A 17764-nucleotide genomic window follows, 5' to 3' on the forward strand; every position below is an offset into this window, starting at 1 on the left:
CGCGATCGTCTACCGTCGTGCGCCCTCCGGACCGGCGCCCCCGGCGCGGCCGCGGCCGGTCCCGCGCCTCTCGCGTATGGACGCGTGGAGGCGCACGGCGTCCGCCGCGCGCCTCCCGTGCGACTTCGAGCCCCTCGGCGCCGCCGCCGTCGGCCGACCGGTCAGGCCGACGCCCGGCGGGCGAAGGCCGGCGCGTGCTCCGGGCGCGGGCCGAGGGCGATCAGGCGGGACGGGATCTGCCGGAAGCCCGGCACGAAGCGGGCGAGCAGGACGAGCCGGGTGGGCGGGCCGACCCGGCGGCCGGCCAGGACCGGGGCGAACATCACCTCGTGCAGGAGCCGCTGCATGCGCTGGATCACCACCATCGGCAGCCACCGGCGCCGCTGCACCCGCGCGAGGTCGGCTTCGGTGACGCGCCCGCGCCGCAGCGGTTCGGCGAGCAGCGCGGCGGTGGCCACCGCGTCCTGGATGGCGAGGTTGATGCCCACCCCGCCGGCGGGGGACATCGCGTGGGCGGCGTCGCCGATCAGCAGGAGGCCGTCGGCGTACCAGCGGTGCAGCCGGTTGAGCCGGACGTCGAGCAGGTGGACGTCGTCCATGCCCGCCAGCTGGTCGACCCGGTCCGCGTACCGCGGCATCAGCCGGGCGATGCGGGCGCGGAAACGCTCGATCCCTTCGGCCCGCAGGCGTGCGTCGGAGCCCTTGGCGGTGAAGTAGGCGATCTGGAAGTAGTCCTCGCGGGTGAGGCTGATCGCCAGCTCGCCGCGCCCGAACGCGGGCGCGAGGTTCGGCGGGACACCCTGCTCCTCGGCGTGCCGGGGCAGCCGGAACCACCAGGTGTCGAACGGGACGGGGAACTCCTCGGGCACCAGCCCGGCCTCCCGGCGGAGCACCGAGTGCCGGCCGTCGGCGGCGACGGTGAGCGCGGCGCGGATCTCGCCCTCCTCGCCGTCCCGGGTGCGGTAGCGCACCCCGGCGACCCGGCCGCCCTCCCGGATCAGGCCGGTGGCCTCGGTGTTCATCCGGACGGTGAACGAGGGCTCCTGCTTCGCCTGCCGGAGGAGGAAGTCGAGCAGGTCCCACTGCGGGATCATCGCGATGTAGTTGTACGGCGCGGGCAGCTTCTCGAAGGCGCTCAGCGCGACGTCGCCCACTCCGGGCACCGGCACCACCATGTTGCCGAGCCGGCTCTGCGGCAGCTTCGCGAACTCGCGGCCGAGCCCGAGCTCGTCCATCAGCCGCACGGTGGACGCGTGGACGGTGTCGCCGCGGAAGTCGCGCAGGAAGTCACCGTGCTTCTCCAGCACGGTCACCTCGACGCCGGCCCGGGCCAGCATCAGGCCCAGCATCATGCCGGCCGGTCCGCCCCCGGAGATGACGACGCTCATGACAGTTCTCCCCTCAGTGCCTGGCTGGTCACTCTCTGCGTGGAACTCGCATAAACAGGCTCTCTGGAACCGTCTCAGGTGTCAAGTAGTACGATGCTCCACATGAAGGATCTGGTGGCCGCGGCGCTGGCGGCGGCGAAGGAGCGCGGCCAGGACGTCGCGGACGTCCCCCTGACGGCGATCGCGACGGCCGCCGGCGTCTCCCGCAGCACGCTGCTGCGCCGCCTCGGCGGCTCCCGGGGCGCCCTGGACGAGGCCGTCCGGCGGGCGGGCGTCGACCCGGGCGGGCGGCGCCCGGTGCGCGAGCGCGCGGTCGACGCGGCGGCCCGGCTGGTGGCCGAGCGCGGCCTGGGCGGGATCACCCTGGACGCCGTCGCGGACCGCGCGGGGTGTTCGCTGCCGAGCCTGCACGCCGTCTTCGAGGGGCGGGACGGCCTGCTCTCCGCCGTGTTCGAGGCGCACGGCCCGCTGCCCGACCTGGAGGCCCTCGCGGCCGATCCGCCCGAGCAGCTCGCGGACACCGTGCGGGCGCTCTACCGGCTGTACGCGGCGGCCCTGGAGCACGAGCCGCGGATCGTCCCCGCGGTCTTCGCGGACCTGTTCAGCCGTCCGGACGGCCCGGCCGCGCGGATGATGACCGCCCACCTGCCCCGGATGGTCGACGGCCTGGGCCGGCTGCTGCTGCCGCACGTCGAGGCCGGGCGGCTGCGGCCGCTCCCGATGCCGGTGCTGGTCCAGCTGCTGCTCGGCCCGGTGATCAACCACGTGCTGCTGCGGCCGGTCCTCGAACCCGCGCTCGGCGCCGGGCTGCCCTCGCTGGACGAGACCATCGAGCTGTTCACCGAGGCCTACCTGCGGGCGGTCGCGCTGCCCTGAGCTCCGGACCGCCCGTCCGGCGGCGAGAATCGGCCCCGGACGCAACCACCGGAGGACGGAGAAGGCCGTGATCGGCAAACTGCAGTGCCTGGTGCTCGACTGCCCGGAACCGGCCGTGCTGGCCCGCTTCTACGCGGGCCTGCTGGGCGGCGAGGTCGACCGGCCGGATCCGCGCTGGGCACTCGGCGACGGCTGGTCCACGCTGCACCTGGACGGCGGCGCGGTGCTCTGCTTCCAGCGCGTCGCCGACCACCGCCCGCCCCGCTGGCCGGATCCGGAGCACCCCCAGCAGGCGCACCTGGACGTCGACGTCGAGGACCTGGACGCCGCCGAGCGCGCGGTGCTCGCGCTCGGCGCCGTCCGTCTGCACGACGCCGGCGGCTGGCGGGTCTTCGCGGATCCGGCGGGGCATCCGGTGTGCCTGATCCGTGGCTGACGCATCGTCAATTCATTGACCTGTGTGCTCCATTGCGATGGATCAGGCGAGCGTCAGCCGGTCGCCCACGCGCAGCCGGCCCGGCGCGGCGACCTCCGCGAGCGCGTCGAGCCGGCCGTCGTGGGCGGCCACGACGGCCTTGAGCAGCTCCGGCGCGTGCGGGAGCCCCGGCTGGGCGGCGGAGGTCATGGCGCAGCGCTCGCTGGAGCGGACGAAGGCGAGCCGGGCGCCGTCCGGGGCTTCGGTGCGGCCCTCGCGGCCGAACCAGGTGTCCTCGACGAACGGCGGGGTGCCGGGCGGGGTGCGCAGCACGATGTTGGGCCGGAACCGGCGTTCGTCGACGACGGTGAGCGGGGCGGCCTCGCGGGCCCAGTCGAGGGTGGCGGTGGTGATCACGCTCACCGGCAGCTGGTCGAAGTGCGAGACGGCGTCCTCGCGGGCGAGTTCGACGTCCTCGCGCTGGAGGTAGGCGCGCAGGAAGGCGGTCGGGTCGGCGACCGGGCGCCCGAGCGGGTCGAACAGCTCGGGGCCGTCGAGCCGGTGGCCGAGTCTGGAGGAGAGCCGGAGCAGGCCGTCCATCCGCCGGAAGCGGCGGGTGTTCTTGCCCGAGCCGAACCTGCCGGCCGCGTCGCGGACGGCGTAGAGGCGGTCGCCGGCCAGGCCGCGCCGCTCCACCTCGACGGAGTCGAGCCGCTCGCCGCCGGTGGACTTCACGGGGTAGCGCCAGAGTCGCTCGATCACTCCGATGATCTCTGCCATGGGCGGACAGCGTACCGGCGGGTCCGGGGGATGGTCTAGACCAAGTCTGGCTGGGCAGTTGGCCGGAACCGGACGCTCCCGGACCGGCCCGGAAAAGGGCGCGGGCGCGACCGTTCCCGCGCCCACCGGGGTCACCCCAGCCGGGCCACCGCCCGGACCGGTGCGCCGTCCGCCGCGACCAGCCGCAGCGGGAACAGTGAGACCTCCACCGGCAGTCCGGCCTCCTGGGCGTCCAGCAGGGCCCGCAGGTCGGTCAGGTTCTCCGCGATCACCCCACCGCCGGGCGCCCCCAGCAGCACCCGGTGCGCGGCCAGGGTCGGCTCGTCGGCGGCCGGGTGGTCGTGCTCGTCGGTGAGGTCGGCGAGCAGCGCGGCCACCGCCGGGTCGCCCGGCCCCGGGTCGGGGGTGGGGTCGACGCTCAGCGCGTCCACGCCGACCGTGCGGACCCCGGCCGCGACGATCGCCTCGGCCGCGTCGGGGGTCAGGCTCGGGTGCGCGAAGTACGCGTCGGTGGCCCAGTGCCGCGCCCAGCCGGTGGCCAGCAGCAGGACGGTCCCCTCGCCCGCCCGCTCCAGCGCGGGCGCGAGCAGCTCGGGCGTGACGGCCGCCCGGGGCTCCAGCCCGCGCAGGTCGGCGACCACCGCGGGGCCCGTGAAGCGCTCCAGCGGGAGCCCGTCGAGCGTCGGCCAGGTCACGTCCACGTGGTACGGGGCGTCCACGTGCGTCCCGGACTGCGAACCGAGGTGCAGGGCCAGCACGTTCACCCCGGCGGTCGCGGTGGTGAGCGCGGGCTCCAGCACGACCGCCGGATCGCCGGGGTAGACCGGCATCGCGGTGGTCACCTGGTGGGTGAGGTCGACGAGGGTCGCTGCCATGGCCTCATCCTCGCAGGGGGACGCGCGGATGCGGCCACGCCGGGTGGGGCCGGATAGAAATGGCCCATGGGAACAGTGAAGCGTCAACCGTGGGTGGTCGGGGTCTCGGGTGCGTCCGGGACGCCGTACGCCGCGTCCGTGATCCGTGCGCTGCTCGCGGCCGGGGAGTCCGTCGACCTGGTCGTCAGCCGGGCCGCCCGGCTCACCATCCTGGACGAGACCGGCATCTCCTTCCGGGACGCCCACTGGCGCACCGACCTCGCCGAGTGGCTGGGCGGTGACGAGGGCCTGGACGACGTCCGCTACTGGTCCGCGGGGGACTTCGCGGCCGGCCCGTCCAGCGGCTCCTACCCGGCCAAGGGCATGCTGGTCGTCCCCGCGACCACCGGCGCGGTGGCCGGGATCGCGCTCGGCCTGAGCAAGGACCTGCTCCAGCGGGTGGCCAGCGTCACCCTCAAGGAGCGCCGCCCGCTGGTCGTGTGCGTCCGCGAGACGCCACTCAACGGGGTGACGTTGAAGCACTTGGTGGAACTGGACGCGCAGGGCGCGGTCGTGCTCCCCGCGTCGCCCGGTTTCTACGCGGGCGGCTCCACCGTGCGCGAACTCGTCGATTTCGTCGCCGGCCGGGTGCTGGACGCCGTCGGCGTGCCGCATTCCCTGTACCTGCGCTGGGAAGGGGAGTTGGGCGCGGCGGCGCGCCGGAGCGGCGGCGGCGCACCGGCGACGGCTGAGGGGGAGTGAGGAAGCCGGGGCCGGGAGAGTATGTTCTCTGCGATATCCGGGTTGGTCCCTGCACGGCGCCTTTGAATCCGGATAATGATCTGTGGGTCTGGTGAGGTTCGGAAGGACGCGGACGGTATATGGACACGGTGGACAGACAGCTCATCCAGGCGCTCCGGGAGAACGGCCGTGCGTCCTACGCCGAGCTGGGCCGGTTGGTCGGACTCTCCGGCCCGAGCGTCACGGACCGCATCAACCGCCTGGAGCAGGCCGGTGTCATCACCGGCTACCGCGCGACGGTCAACCCGGCCTCGCTCGGCTTCGGCGTCACGGCCCTGATCGGTCTCCAGCTGACCGACGCGGCCGACCACGAGGACGTCGCGTTCCGGCTGAAGGACCTCAACGAGGTCGAGGACTGCTGGTTCATCGCGGGTGACGACTCCTACATGCTCAAGGTCCGGGTGGCCGACGTGGCCGGTCTGGAGTCGGTGGTGAAGCGGATCTCGGGCACGAAGGGCGTGGCCCGCACCCGCACCACCGTCGTACTCTCCACCAAGTGGGAGAACCGGGTGAGCGATCTCCCTCCCGAAGGAGAGTGACGTCATGGCACTGGTCGGTCTGGAGGAGCTGCACGCGGCCCGGGAGCGGATCGCGGGGGTCGCGGTGCGCACCCCGCTGGTCCCCGCCCCCTGGGCGGCCGAGGGCGAGCGCCGCCTCTGGCTGAAGCCGGAGAACCTCCAGCCGACCGGTGCCTTCAAGACCCGCGGCGCCTACAACCGGCTGGCCGTGCTCACCGACGACGAGCGGGCCCGCGGGGTGGTCGCGCAGTCGAGCGGCAACCACGCGCAGGCGGTCGCGTACGCGGCCGGGCTGCTGGGGATCAAGGCCGTCATCGTCATGCCTGACACCTCGCCCGCCGTCAAGGTGGAGGCCACCCGCGGGTTCGGCGCCGAGGTGATCCTCGTGCCGCCGGGGGAGCGGGACAGCCTGCCCGGCGAACTGGCCGAGCGGCACGGCTACGTGTGGGTGCCGCCGTACGACGACCCGTACATCATCGCGGGCCAGGGCACGGTCGGCCTGGAGATCGCCGAGGACGCCCCGGCCGGACTGGACACCGTCCTGGTGCCGGTCAGCGGCGGCGGCCTGATCGGCGGGACGGCGGCCGCGCTCAAGCTCACCCGTCCGGAGATCCGGGTGGTCGGCGTCGAGCCGGAGCTCGCGGCGGACGCGCGGGAGAGCCTGCGCACCGGCCGCCGGGTCGAGTGGCCGGTCGCCGACACCTACCGCACCATCGCGGACGGCCTGCGCACCCCGTCCGTCGGGGTGCTCCCGTACGAGCACCTGACCGCCTACGTGGACGACATCGTCACCGTCACGGAGGACGAGATCCGGGCCACCGTCGCCCTGCTCGCCCGCCGCGGCCGCCTCGTCGCCGAACCCTCCGGCGCGGTCGCCCCGGCCGCCTACTTCCACCGCGCGGAGCAGACCGGCGGCCGGTCGGTCGCGGCCGTCGTGAGCGGCGGGAACATCGAACCGGCACTGCTCGCGGAGCTGCTCTCGGCATAGGCGTACGCTCGTTCCGGCAAGGAATCGAAGTCGGAGGAGGCGGGTCACCGCATGGACGCAGGGCTCAAGCGCGAGCTGGAGGCGAAGGTCTACGCGGGTGAGCGGCTGACCCGCGAGGACGGGATCGCGCTCTACGAGAGCGACGACCTGGCCTGGCTGGGCGGCCTGGCGCACCACGTGCGGACGCGGAAGAACGGCGACGTCGTCCACTTCAACGTCAACCGCCACCTCAACATGACCAACGTGTGCAGCGCGTCCTGCGCCTACTGCTCGTTCCAGCGCAAGCCGGGCGAGAAGGACGCGTACACGATGCGCATCGAGGAGGCCGTCCGCCTCGCCAAGGCGATGGAGGTCGAGTCCCTCACCGAGCTGCACATCGTCAACGGCCTGCACCCGACCCTGCCCTGGCGCTACTACCCGCGCTCGCTGCGGGAGCTGAAGGCGGCCCTGCCGAACGTCTCGCTGAAGGCCTTCACCGCCACCGAGATCCACTGGTTCGAGAAGATCAGCGGCCTGTCCGCGGACGAGATCCTCGACGAGCTGATCGACGCCGGCCTGGAGTCGCTGACCGGCGGCGGCGCGGAGATCTTCGACTGGGAGGTCCGCCGGCACATCGTCGACCACGACACCCACTGGGAGGACTGGTCGCGGATCCACCGGCTGGCGCACTCCAAGGGCCTCAAGACGCCCTGCACCATGCTGTACGGCCACATCGAGGAGCCCCGCCACCGCGTCGACCACGTGCTGCGGCTGCGCGAGCTGCAGGACGAGACCGGCGGCTTCCAGGTCTTCATCCCGCTGCGCTACCAGCACGACTTCCACGACTCCAAGGACGGCGTCGTGCGCAACCGCCTGATGGCGCGCACCGAGATGGCCACCGGCGCCGAGGCGCTGAAGACCTTCGCCGTGTCCCGGCTGCTCTTCGACAACGTCCCGCACGTCAAGGTCTTCTGGGTGATGCACGGCGTCACCACCGCCCAGCTGGCGCTCAGCCACGGCGCGGACGACATGGACGGCTCGGTGGTCGAGTACAAGATCACCCACGACGCGGACAACTTCGGCACCCCGAACAAGCTCGGCCGCGACGACCTGCTCGGCCTGATCCGCGACGCCGGCTTCCGCCCGGTCGAGCGCAACACCCGCTACGAGGTCATCCGCGAGTACGAGGGCCCCGACCTGACGCTCCGCGAGACCCCGCAGGCGATGCGCCTCTGAGCTGCGCCCGTCGCGCTCCCACCTGCACGTTCCCGTCCCCCGGGCCGCACCGCCGGCCCGGGGGACGGGCGTCTTCACAGCTCCCGTACAACGCCCCGGGTTTACCAACGGGTACGCCGTTTGGCAGGATCGGCCCCATGTCCGGTTCACATCGCGCCACCGCGTACCCGCCGTACGAGCCGATGCAGGAGCCGGCGCACGGCGTGCCGCAGCAGCCGCACGAGCCGTCGTACGGCTCCTACGAGCCGTACCAGGAGCCCGTCCACGAGGCCCCGTACGGCCAGTACCAGCCGTACGCGCAGCCGGCTGACGGGTACTTCGCCGCGTACGACGAATCGTTCCAGCCGTACGCGCAGGCACCGGAGGCCTACGAGGCTCCGGAGCCGCTGTACGAGCCCGAGCCGCTGTACGAGGCGGCGTCGTCGCTTTACGAGCCCGAGCCGCTTTACACGCCCGAGTCGCTTTACACGCCCGAGCCGCTGTACGCGCCGGAGCCGCCGTACGAGCCCGAGCCGGTCTACCTGTCCGAGCCCGCGCCGCAGGCCGCCGTCACCCCCGCCGTGGGCGCCAGGACGGCCGCCCGGGGCCGCCGCCGCAAGGCGAAGAAGAAGAGTCACGGCAAGGCCGTGATGGCCGGCACTGCGCTGCTGGTCGCGGCCGCCGCGGGCTGGTACACCGTCGGCCAGGACACCGCCAAGCCCGGCGTCACCACCGCCGACGGCCCCGGCCCGGAGGGCGTCAGCACGCCCGACCGGCCCGCCCCGGCCGCCGCCGCCCAGGCCGCCGCGGACCGGCAGAACCAGGCCGCCGTGGCCGGCCGGAGCGAGACCCGCGACGACGGCTCGGTGGCCGCGATACCCGGCCTCGGCGCGTCCTTCACGGCCCGGATACCCGCGCAGACCAACCAGGTCGTGGTGGCCACCGGCCAGGGCAAGGACACCGACAAGAACAGCGTCACGCTGTGGACCCGGACCCCGGAGGGCCGCTGGCTGCCCGGCGAGACCTGGCAGGGCCACAACGGCAAGAACGGCTGGACCACCGGCCACAACGAGGGCGACCTGCGCAGCCCGATCGGCGTCTTCTCGCTGACCGACGCCGGCGGCCGCAACGCCGACCCCGGCAGCAAGCTCCCGTACGACAAGGACCCGAGCTTCGTGGTCTCCGGGACGGGCTTCTTCGGCGACCAGCTGGCCGGCTCCTTCGACTACGTCGTGGCGATCAACTACAACCGGGTCCCCGGCTCCTCCCCGCTCGACCCGCGCCGTCCCGACGGCAAGTCCAAGGGCGGCGGCATCTGGCTCCACGTCGACCACGACGGCCCCACCCACGGCTGCGTCTCCATCCCCGAGGACAAGATGGCGCAGCTCATCCGCACCCTGGATCCGGCCGCCCACCCGGTCATCGTGATGGGCGACGCGACCTCGCTGGCGGCCTGACCCGGGACCGGACGATCCGGCCGCGGGCCAAGCGGAACCCCAAGTGCCGCAACGCCCCTTGTCGGCTACCTACAGTTCACGGGGGCGGATCCTGTAGCCGATGGTGCCCGGCTGACCAGCGGGTAACCCGGTTGCATGGCAGCATGAGCGGTTCGCGCATCGTGGCACTCGGTCACTACCAGCCCCCCAAGGTCCTCTCCAACGATGACCTGGCCACGCTCGTCGACACGACCGACGAGTGGATCCGTGCCCGGGTGGGGATCAGGACCCGGCACATCGCCGAGGGCGAGACCCTGGTCGACATGGCCACCGAGGCGGCCCAGAAGGCGCTGGCCCGCAGCGGCCGCACCGCCGACGAGATCGACCTCGTCGTGGTCGCCACCTGCACCGCCGTCGAGCGCAGCCCCAACACGGCCGCCGCCGTGGCCGCCCGGCTCGGCGTCCGGGCGCCCGCCGCCTACGACATCAACACGGTCTGCTCCGGCTTCTCGTACGCGCTGGCCACCGCCGACCACGCGATCCGGGCCGGCGCGGCCCGCCGGGCGCTGGTGATCGGCGCCGAGCGGATGTCCGACACCCTCGACTGGACCGACCGCTCGACCTGCGTGATCTTCGGCGACGGCGCCGGCGCCGCGGTCGTCGAGGCCCAGGAGGACGGCGCCGAGCCGGGCATCGGCCCGGTGGTCTGGGGCTCGGAGCCGGAGAAGGGCGACGCCGTGGTGATCACCGGCTGGGACCCGGTGATCAGCCAGCAGGGCCAGTCGGTCTTCCGCTGGGCCACCACCCAGCTCGCCCCGCTCGCCCGGCAGGCCTGCGAGCGGGCCGGGATCGACCCGTCCGAGCTGAAGGGCTTCGTGCCGCACCAGGCGAACCTGCGGATCATCGACGCGATCGCCAACAAGCTCGGCGTCACCGACGCGGTGGTGGCCAGGGACGTCGTGGAGTCCGGCAACACCTCGGCCGCGTCGATCCCGCTGGCCTTCTCCAAGCTGGTCGAGCGCGGCGAGCTGTCGCCCGGCGACCCGGTCCTGCTGTTCGGCTTCGGCGGCGGCCTGGCCTACGCCGGCCAGGTGGTCCGCTGCCCCTGAGGCGGCCCCGGCGCCGTCCCGGCGCCTGACGCGGAACATGCCGGTGGGCGGGCACCCTGTGTGAGGGGTGCCCGCCCACCGGCATGTCTGGCCCTGGCGCGCTGCGGTACGTCGGCGGACCTCCCCCGAGGACACGGCCGCCGTCCGTCGTTCCCCGGACAGGAGGCCGGGGCTGCGCGCGGGCGGATGGTCGGATGAGCGGATGGTCTACTTGGGCGCCTTCTTGCCGGTGACGCCCAGGTACACCAGGGGAGCGAGGTTGGGCTTGAGGTCCTTGACCTTGACGCCCCAGGAGGTGAAGGCCTTCTGGTGCTCGGCCGCCGAGGCGAGCAGCGAGACCAGGGCCCCGGAGACGGCGTTGGGATCGAGTGACTTGTCGGCCTGTCCCTTCGCCTGGAGTTCCCGGACGGCATCCGCGAGCGGCTTGGCGACCGCGTTGAGGACGGTCATGCGGATCTTGAAGAACCGCTTGTCCCCTTCGGCGGCACCGAGCGTGACCACTCGGAGAATGGCGTCGTTCTTGCGCCAGAAGGCGAGGAATCCGTCGACCAGTTCTTCCGAAGTGGTCGGTCCGGACTTCCCTGCCCAGGACTTTCCGGCCACCAGCTCTTTGAGGGTGTCGGCGTCCTTGGCCATTTCCTCGGCGATTTCGAGGACAGCGCCCTCGACATCCGGGAAGTACTGGTAGAAGGTCGCGGGGGAGGTACCCGCCATACGGGCGACGTCGATGACCTTGACGTCCCGATAGGGCGACGTGCTGAGCATCTCGCGGAGGCAGTCGAGCAGCTTCTGCCGCGTCTCCTGTCCGCGTCGCCCGGCGACGCGACCGTCGACGGTGCGAACTTGTCCTGTCATGCCGTCAGCTTACCGTGGCACGATCTTGGCGCGATTCGGTGATGCGACTATTACTCCGCTCGGGGGTTCCTATAGGGGCATGAACCACTTCGGACGGATATTCACCGCGTCCCGATGTAGCCCCCCCGTGTGCTTTCGATCTCACAGCGTGACGGCGAGTCCGCTGAGGGGTGGTCGGGTGACAGAGCGTGACGGAAACCCGGCGTGGCCGACGTGCGGTCGGTGAGCCCGTCGGACGGCCCGGGCGCAAGCCCCCGCCGGAGCGGGCGTCAGAATCCGGCCGTTCCGCGACCACTGACCTGGCGGTGCCGTCCGTGCGGCCCCCGGCGCTCCTGGGCGGGGGAGGTTGGAGATGGGCCGGGCGGCCATGGAGAATCGGGTCCGGCACCACGCGGCGGGTGCCTGGACGGGGAGGTGGCAGCGGAGTGGACCAGCTGACGGCGCACGATCCGAGGCGGATCGGGCCCTTCGAGGTGCTGGGGCGGCTCGGCGCGGGCGGGATGGGCCTGGTCTACCTGGCACGTTCCGCCTCCGGCCGGCGCGTGGCCATCAAGACCGTCCGGGGGGAGCTGGCCGAGGACGAGCTGTTCCGGGTCCGCTTCGCGCGGGAGATCGCCGCGGCCAAGACGGTCGGCGGCTTCTACACGGCGGCCGTCGTGGACGCCGACGCCGACGCGCGCGTGCCCTGGCTGGCGACCGCCTACATCCCGGCGCCCTCCCTGGAGGACCTGGTCGAGGAGTGCGGCCCGCTGCCGGTGGACGCCACCCGCTGGCTGGTCGCCGGCATCGCCGAGGCGCTGCAGTCCATCCACGCCGCCGGGCTGATCCACCGCGACCTGAAGCCCTCGAACGTCCTGGTGGTCGAGGACGGCCCGAAGGTGATCGACTTCGGCATCGCCGCCGGGGTGTCCAGCACCCGGCTCACCATGACCAACGTCGCGGTCGGCACCCCCGCCTACATGTCGCCCGAGCAGGCCCGCGACAGCCGGACCGTCCAGGGCGCCAGCGACATCTTCTCGCTCGGCTCGCTGATGGTCTTCTGCGCCACCGGGCACCCGCCCTTCCGCGGCTCGAACCCGGTCGAGACGGTGTTCCAGCTCCTGCGCGAGCAGCCCGACTACTCGGGGATGCCGGTCGAGCTGATGGACCTGGTCCGCGCCTGCATGCGGCCCTCGCCCGAGCACCGGCCCACCCCGGCGCAGATCCAGACCGAACTGGCCCCGCACCTGTTCTCCCGGGACGACGCCTCCGGCGAGGCCGGGGACTGGCTCCCGGCCAACGCGCTGGAGCTGATCGAGCGCAAGCGCGGCCGGCGCCAGCCCGCCGCGCCGCCCGCACCCCCGGCACCTCCCGCGCCGCCCGTGACCCCGCAGGGCGCCGGGCCGCTGCACCCGGCCGAGGCGCCGGCCCCCGTCCCGCCGGGGCCCGTCCCGCACCAGAACGTGCCGACGCAGCGTCCCGGCGTCGAGGACCCGCGCACCCAGCACCCGGGCGGCCACGCCCCGCCGCCGCTCGGTCCGGTGCACGTCCGGCCGGGCCAGGCGTCCGAGGCCGAGATCGCCACCGAGAAGATCCGCTCGCCCAACAAGCACCGGGCGCCCACCGACGGCGGCGGCGCCGAGGTGCGGCTGCCCGGCGCGTCCGTGCGGATAGGCCCCGGTCCGCGGGCCGAGCACGAGCAGACCGGCCCCGGTGCCACGCCGGCCGAGACCGAGTGGGTGCGCCGGGCGACCCCGCCGCCGGCCCGGACGCCCCTCCCGGCGCCCGTCCAGCCCCCGGCTCCGGCGCCGCGCTGGCGGCCCTGGCGGTTCCGGATGTCCAACGACGTCTGGGGCACCCCGGTGGTCGCCGACGGCACCCTGTTCGTCTCCAGCTTCGAGGTGCACGCGCTGGACATCGCCTCCGGCCAGCGCCGCTACAAGACCCGGGACGTGGCCTGGGCGCTCGCCGTGGACGCCGGCCGGGTGCACGCGGCCGACGGACCGCACCTGTACACCGTGGACGTCGCGGACGGCACCGAGCGCTGGCGCACCTCGCTGGACGGCTGGGTCTACTCGCTGTCCGCCGCCGACGGCGTGCTGTGCTGCGGCGTGCGCGGCGGCGGCGTCCAGCTGCGTTCGGCCGCCACCGGCGCCGAGCTGTGGCGCGCCGACGACGCCCAGCAGGACTACGAGAACCCGCAGTCCGGGCCCGTCCTGGTGGCCGGCGCCGCGTACTACTACGGCGCCGGGCGGCTGCGCTGCGTCGACCCGCGCGGCGCGGGCCTGCGCTGGTCCTTCCCGGTCGGCGAGGACGTCCCGTCGCACCCCGTCGAGCGCGGCGGCGTGCTGTACGTGACGGCCGGCACCCGGGTGTACGCCCTGGACGCGGCGAGCGGCGCCGAGCGGTGGCGCTTCGAGGCGCCGGTGGTGCTCTTCACCCCGCCCGCGCTGGACGCGGACGCCGTCTACGTCGCCGACTACCTGGGCACCGTGTACGCGCTCGACGCGGCCACCGGCCGGGACCGCTGGCGCGGTGCCACGGGCGGCCGCCAGGGCGCCGAGCCGGTCGTGGTCGGCGAGGGCATGGTGCTGGTCGGCAGCGGCGAGGTGCTGTACGCCTTCGAGGCGGCCACCGGCCGGGAGCGCTGGCGCTACACCGCGCGCGGCGAGATCGTCGGCTCCCCGGCGGTCGCGGACGGCCTGGTCCACCTCGGCAGCCGGGACCACTCGCTGCACACGGTGGACCTGGCGAGCGGTCAGCTGCGCTGGGAGCTCGGCACCAAGGGCGAGCTGACCGGCTCCCCGGTGGCGGTCGGCGGCCGGGTGTTCGTCGGCTCCAAGGACCGCTGCGTGTACGCGCTGGACGCCTTCTACGGCACGGCGGTGCCCGCCCGCTAACGCTTGTCGCGGGCCTCCGGGTGGTGGTGGCACCAGCCCTCCCACGCGGAGGCGACCATCTCGGCGACGTCGTACCGGGCGTGCCAGCCCAGCTCGCGGCCGATCAGGTCGGCGGAGGCCACCACCCGGGCCGGGTCGCCGGGGCGGCGCGGGGTCACCTCCGGGGTGGTGTCCCGCCCGGTGACCTCGCCGATCAGGGCGAGCATCTCGTGGACGCTGACGCCCTCGCCGCGGCCGATGTTGAGCACCAGCGCGGTGCCGCCCGGCGGGTCGGCGGCGAGCCGGCGGGCGGCCGCGACGTGGGCCGACGCGACGTCGGCCACGTGGATGTAGTCGCGCACGCAGGTGCCGTCCGGGGTGGGGTAGTCCGCGCCGAAGACGCGCGGCGCCCGGCCGGTGGTGAGGCGCTCGAAGACCATCGGGACGAGGTTGAAGACCCCGGTGTCGGCCAGCTCCGGCGCGCCGGAGCCGGCCACGTTGAAGTACCGCAGCGAGATCGTCGACATGCCGTGCGCCCGCCCGGCGGCGGCGACCAGCCACTCGCCGGCCAGCTTGGTCTCGCCGTACGGGTTCATCGGCGCGCAGGGGGTGGCCTCGGTGACCAGGTCGACGTCCGGCATGCCGTAGACGGCGGCCGAGGAGGAGAACAGGAAGCGCCGCACGCCCTCGTCGGCGGCGGCCTCCAGGACGGTCTGCAGGCCGAGCATGTTCTCGCGGTAGTAGAGGAACGGGCGCTCGACCGACTCGCCCACCTGCTTCTTCGCGGCGAAGTGCAGGATCCCCGTCACCGCGTGCTCGCGGATGGCGGCGGACACGACGGCGCGGTCCAGCGTGGAGCCCTTGACGAGCGCGACGTCGGCCGGCAGCCGGCTCGGATCGCCGGTGCTGAGGTCGTCCAGGACGGCCACGCTCTCGCCCGCGTCGAGCAGCTGACGGACCACGTGCCCGCCGATGTATCCGGCACCGCCAGTGATCAACCAGGTCATGCTCCGATCCTAGGCCGTCCCGTTTTGACCGGTGTGGCCGGGCGAGTCCAGCCAGCAATTCGGACAAATCGGTGAAATGCTGACAAAGATTTCTGTGCTCTCGGCCTGGTGACGAATCGGAGGCAGCCAAGGTGAGCCGAAAGAAGGAACACAACCGTCCCCTCCCGGCCGGTCCGCGGCCTACCGGCCCCAAGGCGTTCCGCGGGTGGCTGCGCGCCCCCGGTGCGGTCGCCGTCCTGACGGCCGCCGCGCTGGCGCTGACCGGGTGCAGCAGCGGTTCGTCGTCGGCCAAGTCCTCGGCCACGGGCCAGGCCTCGTCCTCCGCGGCCCCGTCACCGGCCGCGTCGGGCTCCTCGGCCCCGCCCATGACCGGCAACCAGCTCCAGGACGCCTACCAGAAGGTCATCGCCGACGTCCTGCCGTCTGTGGTGCAGATCACCACCGGCGACAGCCTCGGCTCGGGGATCGTCTACGACGACAAGGGCGACATCGTCACCAACGCCCACGTGGTCGGGTCCGCCACCACCTTCACCGTCACCCTGGCCAACAGCACCAAGTCCCTGGACGCCGCTCTCGTCGGCAGCTACCCCGACTCCGACCTCGCGGTGATCAAGCTGAGCAGCCCGCCGAGCGGCCTCAAGCCCGCCACCTTCGGGGACTCGGGCAAGGTCCAGCTGGGCCAGATCACGCTCGCCATGGGCAGCCCGCTCGGGCTCTCCAGCAGCGTCACCCAGGGCATCGTCTCGGCCACCGGGCGGACCGTCTCCGAGCCCAGGGGCGGCGGATCGCCGGGCGCGACGATCGGCAACATGGTGCAGACCTCGGCCGCGATCAACCCGGGCAACAGCGGCGGCGCGCTGGTCAACCTGGACAGCCAGGTGATCGGCATCAACACCCTCGCGGCCACCGAGCCGCAGGCCAACGGCGCTGCTGCGCCCGGCATCGGCTTCGCGATCCCGGCGTCCACCATCACCAACATCACCGACCAGCTGATCAAGCAGGGCAAGGTGACCAACTCCGGCCGGGCCGCGCTCGGCGTCACCGCCCGGACCAGCTTCAACCAGCAGTTCCAGCCGGCCGGCGCGGTGATCGTCTCGGTCACCGCGGGCGGCCCGGCCGCCTCGGCGGGGCTCCAGCCCGGGGACGTCATCACCAAGATCGGCGACGCCGCGGTCGACTCGCTGAACGCCCTGACCACGGCCCTCGCCTCGCTCACGCCGGGCAGCAAGGCCACCGTGACGTACACCCGGGACGGCAAGGCGCAGACCGCCGACGTCACCCTCGGCACGCTGGAGACGACCTCCTAGGGCCGCACCGGCCCCCCGGACCCCGGTACGGCCACCGGCCGGGCCGCACGACCGCGCAAGGGTTCCGCGGTCCGGCCGCGCCGCACCGGAGCGGCGCCGGCGCCCCGTCACTGCCTCGGCGGGGCGCCGGCGCCTTCGTGTGCCCGGGTGTTCAGTGGCGGGCGGCCCGGGTGTGCCAGGGCAGCTCGACGGTGACGGTGGTCGGGCCGCCCTCCGGGCTCTCCACCAGGAACACCCCGTCCACCGCCTGGACCCGCTCGGCCAGCCCGGCCAGGCCGCCGCCCGGGTAGGCGGTCGCGCCGCCCCGGCCGTCGTCCTGGACCAGCAGCATCAGCTGGTCGTCGGAGCGCCAGACCTCCACCGAGGCGCTCCGCGCGCCGGAGTGCTTGGAGACGTTCGTCAGGAGCTCGCTGACCGTGAAGTAGGCGATGCCCTCGACCGCCGAATCCGGGCGCTCGGCCACGCCGTCGGGGCCGCGCAGCTCGACGTTCACCCGGACTCCGCCGGGGACGGTGCAGCGGGCGGCCACCGAGGACAGCGCCGCGTCCAGGCCGCGGTCGGTGAGCACCGCCGGGTGGATGCCGCGGGCCAGGTCGCGCAGCTCCTTCAGGGCCAGCTTCACCTCGCCGTGCGCGTTGTCGACCATCGACGCCGCGGCGGCCATGTCCGCCGGGGTCTCCACCTCGCGCAGCCGCTCCTTGGCCATGCCGAGGTCCATCGCCAGCGCGACCAGGCGGGCCTGGGCGCCGTCGTGCAGGTCGCGCTCGATCCGGCGCAGGTCGGCGGCGGCGGTGTCGACCACCGTGCCGCGGTCCTCCTCCAGCTCGCGCACCCGCTCGGACAGGGCGCCGGGGAACAGCAGCGCCTCGACCAGGATCCGGTCCACCGCCGCCTCGGCGCGGATCACCCACGGCAGCACCGGCCACAGCACGACGACGCTGACCAGGGTGACGGTGAAGCTCAGGATGCCCCACGGCAGCAGCAGTACGTTGTACAGCGCCGAGCGCCAGTTCAGCAGGTCGGTCAGGTTGGCGATGGCGAAGCCGGTGACGCCCGGGCGGCGCCGGACCACCGGCTCCGGCTCGCTGATCTCCGAACCGTGCGCCGACCGCGCCCGGCGCCGGGCCAGCGCGCCCAGACCGCGGCAGCCGGCCAGCCCGGCGGCCAGCACCGGCAGGCCGATCACCGTCACGGACAGCCCGAGGCCGACCGACAGCATCACCGCCGCGAAGACGAACCCGCCGATGCCCAGTGGCAGGTTCAGCATCAACTGCCCGGCCTGTCGCCACATCCGGGCGCCGTACAGCGGGCCGCGCTCCATCCGCGCGTCCTGCTCCTTGACGGCCGCCACGGCGCGCCGGGTCAGGGGCTTCATCAG

The 17764-nt window shown here is 73.6% G+C and carries 16 protein-coding genes; 10 read left to right on the forward strand and 6 right to left on the reverse strand.

Annotated elements, in window-relative coordinates; all coding sequences use genetic code 11:
- Positions 1 to 161 precede the first annotated feature (161 nt).
- Positions 162 to 1388 (reverse strand): FAD-dependent oxidoreductase, encoded by a 1227-nt coding sequence (locus ACFV4G_RS27380; RefSeq protein WP_380444745.1) that lies wholly within the window; start codon positions 1386 to 1388, stop codon positions 162 to 164.
- A 102-nt stretch (positions 1389 to 1490) separates the two neighbouring features.
- On the opposite strand from ACFV4G_RS27380, the gene ACFV4G_RS27385 reads away from it, so the two are divergent.
- Together ACFV4G_RS27385 and ACFV4G_RS27390 are read left to right on the forward strand one after the other, a co-directional pair.
- On the forward strand, positions 1491 to 2264 hold the full coding sequence (locus ACFV4G_RS27385; protein ID WP_380444746.1) for a TetR/AcrR family transcriptional regulator: 774 nt from the start codon (positions 1491 to 1493) through the stop codon (positions 2262 to 2264).
- A gap of 67 nt (positions 2265 to 2331) precedes the next feature.
- Positions 2332 to 2700 (forward strand): VOC family protein, encoded by a 369-nt coding sequence (locus ACFV4G_RS27390; RefSeq protein WP_380444748.1) that lies wholly within the window; start codon positions 2332 to 2334, stop codon positions 2698 to 2700.
- A 42-nt stretch (positions 2701 to 2742) separates the two neighbouring features.
- On the opposite strand, the gene ACFV4G_RS27395 is transcribed toward ACFV4G_RS27390, so the two are convergent.
- Together ACFV4G_RS27395 and ACFV4G_RS27400 are read right to left on the reverse strand one after the other, a co-directional pair.
- Positions 2743 to 3459, reverse strand: a complete 717-nt coding sequence (locus ACFV4G_RS27395; protein ID WP_380444749.1) for an MOSC domain-containing protein — start codon at positions 3457 to 3459, stop codon at positions 2743 to 2745.
- Positions 3460 to 3590: 131 nt separating this feature from the next.
- On the reverse strand, positions 3591 to 4334 hold the full coding sequence (locus ACFV4G_RS27400) for a cyclase family protein (RefSeq protein WP_380444750.1): 744 nt from the start codon (positions 4332 to 4334) through the stop codon (positions 3591 to 3593).
- Positions 4335 to 4400: 66 nt separating this feature from the next.
- On the opposite strand from ACFV4G_RS27400, the gene ACFV4G_RS27405 reads away from it, so the two are divergent.
- From ACFV4G_RS27405 to ACFV4G_RS27430, 6 genes are all read left to right on the forward strand, one after another.
- Positions 4401 to 5075, forward strand: a complete 675-nt coding sequence (locus ACFV4G_RS27405; protein WP_380444751.1) for a UbiX family flavin prenyltransferase — start codon at positions 4401 to 4403, stop codon at positions 5073 to 5075.
- A 119-nt stretch (positions 5076 to 5194) separates the two neighbouring features.
- Positions 5195 to 5653, forward strand: a complete 459-nt coding sequence (locus tag ACFV4G_RS27410) for an Lrp/AsnC family transcriptional regulator (RefSeq protein WP_329930404.1) — start codon at positions 5195 to 5197, stop codon at positions 5651 to 5653.
- Between the two features lie 4 nt (positions 5654 to 5657).
- Positions 5658 to 6620, forward strand: coding sequence for a threonine/serine dehydratase (locus ACFV4G_RS27415; RefSeq protein WP_380444752.1), 963 nt, complete (start codon positions 5658 to 5660; stop codon positions 6618 to 6620).
- 51 nt (positions 6621 to 6671) lie between these two features.
- Positions 6672 to 7835, forward strand: a complete 1164-nt coding sequence (mqnE, locus tag ACFV4G_RS27420) for an aminofutalosine synthase MqnE (protein ID WP_380444753.1) — start codon at positions 6672 to 6674, stop codon at positions 7833 to 7835.
- A gap of 137 nt (positions 7836 to 7972) precedes the next feature.
- Complete coding sequence (locus ACFV4G_RS27425; protein WP_380444755.1) at positions 7973 to 9271, forward strand: L,D-transpeptidase family protein; 1299 nt, start codon at positions 7973 to 7975, stop codon at positions 9269 to 9271.
- A 143-nt stretch (positions 9272 to 9414) separates the two neighbouring features.
- Entirely contained in the window at positions 9415 to 10359 is a 945-nt protein-coding gene (locus ACFV4G_RS27430; RefSeq protein ID WP_380444756.1) for a beta-ketoacyl-ACP synthase III, read from the forward strand.
- Positions 10360 to 10566: 207 nt separating this feature from the next.
- Here the strand turns inward: ACFV4G_RS27430 and ACFV4G_RS27435 are convergent, their stop codons facing one another.
- Positions 10567 to 11214, reverse strand: a complete 648-nt coding sequence (locus ACFV4G_RS27435; RefSeq protein WP_359964992.1) for a TetR family transcriptional regulator — start codon at positions 11212 to 11214, stop codon at positions 10567 to 10569.
- 425 nt (positions 11215 to 11639) lie between these two features.
- Here ACFV4G_RS27435 and ACFV4G_RS27440 point away from each other — a divergent pair, with 425 nt between their 5' ends.
- Positions 11640 to 14093: a PQQ-binding-like beta-propeller repeat protein gene (locus ACFV4G_RS27440; RefSeq protein WP_380444758.1), complete on the forward strand. Its 2454-nt coding sequence runs from the start codon at positions 11640 to 11642 to the stop codon at positions 14091 to 14093.
- Here ACFV4G_RS27440 and galE read toward each other — a convergent pair.
- On the reverse strand, positions 14090 to 15079 hold the full coding sequence (gene galE / locus ACFV4G_RS27445; protein WP_380444759.1) for a UDP-glucose 4-epimerase GalE: 990 nt from the start codon (positions 15077 to 15079) through the stop codon (positions 14090 to 14092). The two genes, ACFV4G_RS27440 and galE, sit on opposite strands and share 4 nt — an antisense overlap.
- 209 nt (positions 15080 to 15288) lie before the next feature.
- On the opposite strand from galE, the gene ACFV4G_RS27450 reads away from it, so the two are divergent.
- Positions 15289 to 16386: a S1C family serine protease gene (locus ACFV4G_RS27450; protein ID WP_380444774.1), complete on the forward strand. Its 1098-nt coding sequence runs from the start codon at positions 15289 to 15291 to the stop codon at positions 16384 to 16386.
- A 151-nt stretch (positions 16387 to 16537) separates the two neighbouring features.
- On the opposite strand, the gene ACFV4G_RS27455 is transcribed toward ACFV4G_RS27450, so the two are convergent.
- Positions 16538 to 17707 (reverse strand): sensor histidine kinase, encoded by a 1170-nt coding sequence (locus ACFV4G_RS27455; RefSeq protein WP_380444776.1) that lies wholly within the window; start codon positions 17705 to 17707, stop codon positions 16538 to 16540.
- Between the last annotated feature and the right edge of the window lie 57 nt (positions 17708 to 17764).

The organism is Kitasatospora sp. NPDC059747 (genome assembly GCF_042732955.1).
GTDB lineage: Bacteria > Actinomycetota > Actinomycetes > Streptomycetales > Streptomycetaceae > Kitasatospora.

Bases quoted from the DNA above. Each gene is read 5' to 3' on its own strand.
- ACFV4G_RS27380 (WP_380444745.1), bottom strand. From the start codon at position 1,388: ATGAGCGTCGTCATCTCCGGGGGCGGACCGGCCGGCATGATGCTGGGC.
- ACFV4G_RS27385 (WP_380444746.1), top strand. From the start codon at position 1,491: ATGAAGGATCTGGTGGCCGCGGCGCTGGCGGCGGCGAAGGAGCGCGGC.
- ACFV4G_RS27395 (WP_380444749.1), bottom strand. From the start codon at position 3,459: ATGGCAGAGATCATCGGAGTGATCGAGCGACTCTGGCGCTACCCCGTG.
- ACFV4G_RS27400 (WP_380444750.1), bottom strand. From the start codon at position 4,334: ATGGCAGCGACCCTCGTCGACCTCACCCACCAGGTGACCACCGCGATG.
- ACFV4G_RS27405 (WP_380444751.1), top strand. From the start codon at position 4,401: ATGGGAACAGTGAAGCGTCAACCGTGGGTGGTCGGGGTCTCGGGTGCG.
- ACFV4G_RS27410 (WP_329930404.1), top strand. From the start codon at position 5,195: ATGGACACGGTGGACAGACAGCTCATCCAGGCGCTCCGGGAGAACGGC.
- ACFV4G_RS27415 (WP_380444752.1), top strand. From the start codon at position 5,658: ATGGCACTGGTCGGTCTGGAGGAGCTGCACGCGGCCCGGGAGCGGATC.
- mqnE (WP_380444753.1), top strand. From the start codon at position 6,672: ATGGACGCAGGGCTCAAGCGCGAGCTGGAGGCGAAGGTCTACGCGGGT.
- ACFV4G_RS27425 (WP_380444755.1), top strand. From the start codon at position 7,973: ATGTCCGGTTCACATCGCGCCACCGCGTACCCGCCGTACGAGCCGATG.
- ACFV4G_RS27430 (WP_380444756.1), top strand. From the start codon at position 9,415: ATGAGCGGTTCGCGCATCGTGGCACTCGGTCACTACCAGCCCCCCAAG.
- ACFV4G_RS27435 (WP_359964992.1), bottom strand. From the start codon at position 11,214: ATGACAGGACAAGTTCGCACCGTCGACGGTCGCGTCGCCGGGCGACGC.
- galE (WP_380444759.1), bottom strand. From the start codon at position 15,079: ATGACCTGGTTGATCACTGGCGGTGCCGGATACATCGGCGGGCACGTG.
- ACFV4G_RS27455 (WP_380444776.1), bottom strand. From the start codon at position 17,707: ATGGAGCGCGGCCCGCTGTACGGCGCCCGGATGTGGCGACAGGCCGGG.